Annotated in this window: 5 protein-coding genes; 3 read left to right on the forward strand and 2 right to left on the reverse strand. The window is 44.2% G+C overall.

Translation table 11 applies throughout. The annotated features are described in order from the left end of the window. Positions 1 to 329 precede the first annotated feature (329 nt). Entirely contained in the window at positions 330 to 803 is a 474-nt protein-coding gene (locus WBA89_RS08090; RefSeq protein ID WP_424405437.1) for a hypothetical protein, read from the forward strand. Positions 804 to 911: 108 nt separating this feature from the next. Here the strand turns inward: WBA89_RS08090 and WBA89_RS08095 are convergent, their stop codons facing one another. Then, complete coding sequence (locus WBA89_RS08095; RefSeq protein WP_424405439.1) at positions 912 to 2,837, reverse strand: type IV secretory system conjugative DNA transfer family protein; 1,926 nt, start codon at positions 2,835 to 2,837, stop codon at positions 912 to 914. A gap of 246 nt (positions 2,838 to 3,083) precedes the next feature. Between WBA89_RS08095 and WBA89_RS08100 the strand changes: the two genes are divergently transcribed. Beyond that, complete coding sequence (locus tag WBA89_RS08100) at positions 3,084 to 3,857, forward strand: hypothetical protein (protein ID WP_424405441.1); 774 nt, start codon at positions 3,084 to 3,086, stop codon at positions 3,855 to 3,857. Between the two features lie 241 nt (positions 3,858 to 4,098). Further along, the gene (locus WBA89_RS08105) at positions 4,099 to 5,139 is read left to right on the forward strand and encodes a DUF5895 domain-containing protein (protein ID WP_424405443.1); all 1,041 of its coding nucleotides are present in this window, start codon (positions 4,099 to 4,101) and stop codon (positions 5,137 to 5,139) included. A 122-nt stretch (positions 5,140 to 5,261) separates the two neighbouring features. On the opposite strand, the gene WBA89_RS08110 is transcribed toward WBA89_RS08105, so the two are convergent. Next, positions 5,262 to 5,966 (reverse strand): hypothetical protein, encoded by a 705-nt coding sequence (locus WBA89_RS08110; protein ID WP_424405445.1) that lies wholly within the window; start codon positions 5,964 to 5,966, stop codon positions 5,262 to 5,264. Between the last annotated feature and the right edge of the window lie 282 nt (positions 5,967 to 6,248).

The raw sequence follows: 6,248 nt of genomic DNA on the forward strand, positions 1-6,248 counted from the left end.
ATGAAATCGAGATAGCGATCTTCATTAAAATTGATTTTTTTCAAAGTTTACAAGATATATATTCGCCAACCTGTTATTTATAAAATCTTTATAACTCTAATGTTCATTATCAATAAATAGCGTGCACGCGACTAACGCCGCGCCCTCTGGGTAAGCTCTAACTGTCTTACCCACCTATGCAATTAATCAACCTCACCGATCTAAGTTTTCTAGCCAAGCCGACACAATTAACAGTTCCCATTGAATTTAAACAAGAGGAATTTCAACTAATAATGAAACAAACTTTCTTGAAACTCCCCACTGAACCCCTGCTACTTGCGAATCCCAAAGTGGATAGGTGGATTATGGAAGTCAGCTTGCTATTTCCAGAGGTATTTGAATGGGAACCTCCTAAATTCTTAGTCGATACTCAGTTTAGCGCTAAGCTTAATAAAGATGTATGCGTGCAAATCAACGCCAATGCAGCTTTTCTTGAACGTCAATCCGTTCATTTAATTGAATGGGCAATCCGCCATCCTGTATTAAATTGGTCTGACCGAGTAAAATTGTGGACAGCAGCCGAATCTCTCTCGCTGCCGCCAGAAAATATCAAGCTGACCGTGTTAGCGCTGCACCCAGCCCATCCGGGGACGAGGCGCGAAGTCAGTTGGGACAGTCGGCAACACAAACAGACAAGAGATTGGCTTGCGTCCGCGCTGGCAGGACAGGCGAGATCGCCTGTTGCGGCTCGAAGAACATCACTGCCTGCGATCGCGTCCCTCACTCATTTCGACATCGAGGGAATTCCAGAGGTAGAGATTTAGACTATTGTCGCAGTCGCTCAGAATGCGATCGCGGCTGAAGAATCCGAATCGATCCCAACTTCCAGGTCAATGCCAATGGAAAATTTTCCATTGGCTGCCACACTCCCGCTAGCGCTTGCCAATACTGCCAGTGGCAAAAACCCGCCTGGAACGCCCAGTTTTACTGACAACTGAGTCTAGCGGGTCAGAGCCAAATTTCTTGCCTGAAGCTGGCGGCGTCGGCGATTGGGATGGAACGTTACCCCCGGCATCTGGCAGAGGCAGCATCCGTTCTGCTTCCTCAATGCGATCGTACAAAGCGGCGGTAAGCTGGTCAAGACTTGCAAGTTGCACCCGACTCTCCAGCCGTAGCCTAACCTCTGTATCCCAGAGGGCCTCGCTCTCGCTTTGCCGCTGCAAATCTGCTTTGGGAATGGGAATGGTCAGCGCATAAGGAATTGACCCCTCGCCGCCGGAACTGTAGCCGGGGTTCGTAATTACACACCGTCCCTGGGGAAACCGCAAAATCTCATCCACTGAAAACAGTGGCATTTTTTGAAGCGACTCGTTCCAACTAATAGATTGATTGCTTTGAGATTGGCCGCCCATCGAACGGCTGGTGGACTTGCTTTTCAGCAAAACTTCTTTTTCTCCGTAGCGATCGGAGTATTTTTTTGCAGTGTCAGTATTACCAGGGTTGAATAAAATGTGAGTGCTGCAAGCAGATGCGATTGCTGCCCCCATTTTTTCTCCATACCCTTCGTATAGTTGCTCCAAACTCTGAATTCCCAGAATGAAACAAGCTCCATTCGAGCGATATTCGTTAATCCACTGCGGCATCCGATCCAATCGAATAGAGGGAAATTCATCAAGTGAAATAACCAGTGGATCTTTCCGAGGGCGGCTTAAGTTGGACACAACGAGCAGGTGAATCGCGGCTGCTAGCAGAGGCCCCACGACGGAGCGCCGCTCGTCATCTAATTTGAAAACAATCATCTGTCGGCCTTCTATTTTCGTCGGGATGTCCGACTTTCCCAAAAATGCTCGCAACAGGTCAGCTTGGATAAAACTACTGAACGTTCCGGCCGCTGTCGTCAGAATTCCAGAAATAGTTTTTTCTGCTTCTTTAGCACTCAAAAACTGGTTAAAGCTGGTAGCAACCCACTCATCAATTTGACGGGATTGAACCGCATAGTCAATCCGCTTTACCAAATTTGGCAACCTCAAAATTGCATAGAGCATTGCCATATCTGGATATTTAGAACCCTTGACTAATTGAAGGAGTGCTTTAGCTAATAAATCTCCAGCTTTTGAGAAAAATTCGTCACTTTTTCCATTACCTGAACTTGCATTTCTATTAATAACCTGACCAATTTCCCCCGCCATGACCGAATCTTGAGGCGATTTCATAAAGTCGAGAGGATTAATAATGCCTGAATAGGCTTCTCCCGGTGCAAATACCCACACTTGGTAGCCATATCGCGCTGCCAGAGGTGCGTGGAGCTTGAGCTGATCTCCTTTTTTATCGTAGAGAATAATCGGAAATCCTTGCACCATTGCACTTTCTAGCGCCCTATCAATTGTCGAAAAAGTTTTACCCGATCCAGGCGCTCCAATTACTAAAGTCGATCGTTCTGCATGAGGTACCCAAACAGTGGAAGTAGAACCCATCGCTGTCTGAATAGTGGTAACAAAACCTCTAAGCTTTTTTCCTTTCCACCAATAGCGAGGACTGCCACACCATAGCGTGACTTTATTGTGTTTGCGCTCCTTAATTTGTTTCAAGGCAAGCTGAGTGGCTGCCATCTTTTCGGAAGTTCCACACACTTTGCCAGTGGTAATTTTGCCCTTTCCATTTCCCAGAAACCGAGACAGTAAGAGGAGGAATATCAGCGCTCCTATTGTTAGATATCCATCCGGGTTATTGTATTGTTGGAAGAGACCGCCTAAGTCAATTGACGATAGGGGTGTGGGTTGCTGGGTTCTCCTCTGGGCTTGAGCGAGAACTGGAGTATAGTTAGCCTGTGCTATCAAAAATTTAATCTCAAAATTCATAAGTATCTATCTGAATTCAATATTTTGTCTATCGCTCAATTAACTATGACCTCAGTTGTAGCTACAACTTAGTGTTTGCAGACAAGTAAGCTTAAATCAAAATTACTCAGTGTTAGTTCAGTCTTGGGAACGAGCAATTACAGCCAACAGTTCTAACTTTCGGTAGAAAACAACCAGCACTTGATATTATCCCTGCTAGCGCAGTTAACAGGATAGGAAGCAAAATTATTAAAAAATATTCTTACCGTGAACAAGAAACAAAAAGAGTGGCTGTCAGAGCTTTTGAAGAGACACCCGGACTATGAATTTTTAAAACGCAGCACCATCAAACTAGGAAGAGGCGACATCTCGCTAACTTTAGAACGTACAGAATGGATCTACATGGGAGCTGTTGAAGTAAAATATTTAGGAGCCTATTTACCTGGATTAAAGTGGCATTATCTTAACGCCAGACTATCCAGAACGGGCAAATTGCTTTCCGACTTAACCTACAACTGTAAAGTCGTGTCTTACCCTCACTGTCCGCTTGCGCCTGACTGGTTGACAAAATCTAACTTAGAACAGGTGAAAATTCAGGAAGGAGAACAGATGAATTTCCCCTTTCACGAAGCTGTACTGATGGTAAGCCAGCCCCCATTATTGAAAGGGAGTTTTTACCGAGCCAAGCGGTGGCATAAGCCAAAATCAGAACGATCGCCTGTAACAAACTGTCGCCGTACTCCAAAAACTTTCCAGCGCGAACTGCCATTTCTGAAGCCAAAAGTCCTAGCTCCCGATACTAAATTTGTCCCCCTCGCTTGTATTGATGGCGCTCTCGTACAGGTTCCTGAATATCTAATCAAGTTGTTAGAAGAAGCCAATGCTAGCCCATCCGAAAGAGCAGATGCAGCTTCTTTGTACGCGATCGCGGGTTTGAAAGGAGCCATCAACTTTGTTGAAGGGCTACCTCTACTGCGGACAATAGGAATAAACACTTTACCGAGCGTCGAGCGCGCCCAATATTGGCAGCGAGGAAATTAAAAGCATTGTGAGTGCTTGATTCTGATAATAGCGCAACTTCAGAAATTGCTGAAGCTGCGCGAGCGCTTTCACAATCGTTCTTTTTTTTGCACACTTAATTAGTTTTCCTCACGATTCGGTAGTTCTGTACTACCAGTTATTTTTTTTATGACCCTTTAATTTATTTGACAAAATTACTAGGCTTAACTGTGCTACATCTTACCCTTTTTAAAGGTAAGGCTACCGCCTTGCAGGAACTGCAATGTCACAAACTTTTAGAATGGTTAAAACCAATAGTAAAGCTAAAGCAAAAAGCTCAAGTAACGCAGGAACGACTGAAAGCACAATCCCACTTCAGTCAGAAGACCTCGATTTTGAAATTGACCCCGAACTCCTAGAACCCGGTCACAATCAAGTAAGGCGACCAATTCTGCCCTATGGCATCGTCATCAACGAACAAGTGGCGGGAATATTAATTCCAGAGGATCAGCTAGAAAAAGCCAATTGGTTTGTCATGCCAACAGAAGAGGAAATGACTACAATTGGACTAACAGAAGATGTTACAGGTCTGCTGTTCTCTAAATGCCACTTATGCGTGCTGGGATTTGTCCCTGAATACATTCGTTACAAGAATGACGTTGCTAATTTAGGCGGTGCAATGGTCGGGCTGTATGAAGAGTATAAAGCTCAACTTGATAAAAAGATAATGGATGTTGTCAGCGAACACGCCGTTGTCTTTCTGGATGAAAACAATCGTCCCAGACACAGCACGCCTATTGTCGTCAGATTTAAGAATGTTGCGCTTTGGAGCTTTAAAGCAGCCAGAGACGAATTCTACCGTTTGTTGGAAAAAGCATTCGCCGACTATTTCCAAATTCCTTTCAGCGGGAAAACCGATAAATGGCGGAGCCTCGGCATCCTAGAGGTGGAGTTCAAAGGAGTTAAAGAAGGTGAAGGCTCTAATAAGAGCTACTGCTGCAAAACTGTCAGCTATACCAAGCCAACTGCTGATAATTTCCCCTTTCTATATCTGGGACGCCCGCAGCATAAAAATGCGATTTGGGGGCTGCACGATATCATTGCCGGATTCACAGAAACTCCTGCATTACCAGGTACAGCCGAACCGCAAATTCAAGTGCTGCCACCCGCTGCTCGTAAAAGAGAAAATGGAAAAAAGCAGATCGCCAATCATAAATACCCTCGGAAAATTGCCGCTGAAGTAATAGAAGAAGAGGATGATTTCGACGACTTAGATGAAGAAGAGGAATTCGACGATGATTTTGATGCGGAAGCAGATGACTAACAACCTCGGTTAGTTACTTTTGAAGAAGTGCCTCATATCCAGTTAGGGATAGAGGCATTTTTTGATTGGTGCAGAACAGGCGATCGCTAAAGGAGAGCCAAGTTCAAATACTTTAAAGTCGCTTATTTCATTTTATTGGTAAGCTCAATCAAGGAACTGTTAGCTAACTGGTACTGGCGGCCATTGAAGCAATAAAACAACTGCCGAATACCATTTTGTGACGGCTGCTGTACTTGCAAACAAGGCAAATTAGAGGTTTTTGAAGGGTCAGTTACTACTTGAAGTAGCGGTTTATTAGGTGGTAAGTTTTCGTTTAAATAACTAGCAAATACACGATTAGGAGGAACATTTTTTCTGAATAAATACCCAGCATATAAGCAACCTCCTGCTCCACAAACTCCAGGGCTGTTAAAATTAAAAATAACTAACCTGCCTGCTTGCCCGTTTACAGCCCAAGCCAACACATTTGATGCTGAATCCTGGGGGTTAAGCTCAGAATTTTCGGCAACTATGCCTTGAACATTTTCAACAGGAATGAGTCTAGTAGCAGGTGTCCATGAAATCGTTGTAGCACTCGCGGTGCAACCAGCAGTTCCTAACATCATTGATAACAGCAAGAACAAGACCACTCCAAAGCGGAACCACCGCCCAATAAATAAAAACGATGATACTCTGGACGCCGAATTATTTAGGGAATTAGAAGCGGGGTTTGGGAGTTTCTTCTGAGAAGGTTGAGAAAACAGTAATAAATTTTTCTTTCCAGCTAAGATTGGTGGCTTCCCTATGTGTTCTGAACCTGAAGTTAGTTGTTGATTTTTGCTAAACATTGATTTGACCTCCGCGAACTATTTTCTATGTAGATGTCATACCAAATCCGGTTATGACAGACACCTTGCAGATTTACTAAATCCGGTTATGACAGACACCTTGCAGATTTACTAAATCTGCTTTGAGCAAAGGTTTTATTGTTGCTTGTAGGACTCTTACCTTCATCTGATTTGGTATCGGTATCAGTTCTTTGGGCTGGTTTTACTAAGTGGAGGAACAGTAATGCCAACCTGCTTAAATGCCCAAAGCTCTTCTTCCGAAAATCGCCAAGTGGGTTCTCC

This window comes from Microcoleus sp., assembly GCF_049646505.1.
GTDB lineage: Bacteria > Cyanobacteriota > Cyanobacteriia > Cyanobacteriales > Microcoleaceae > Microcoleus.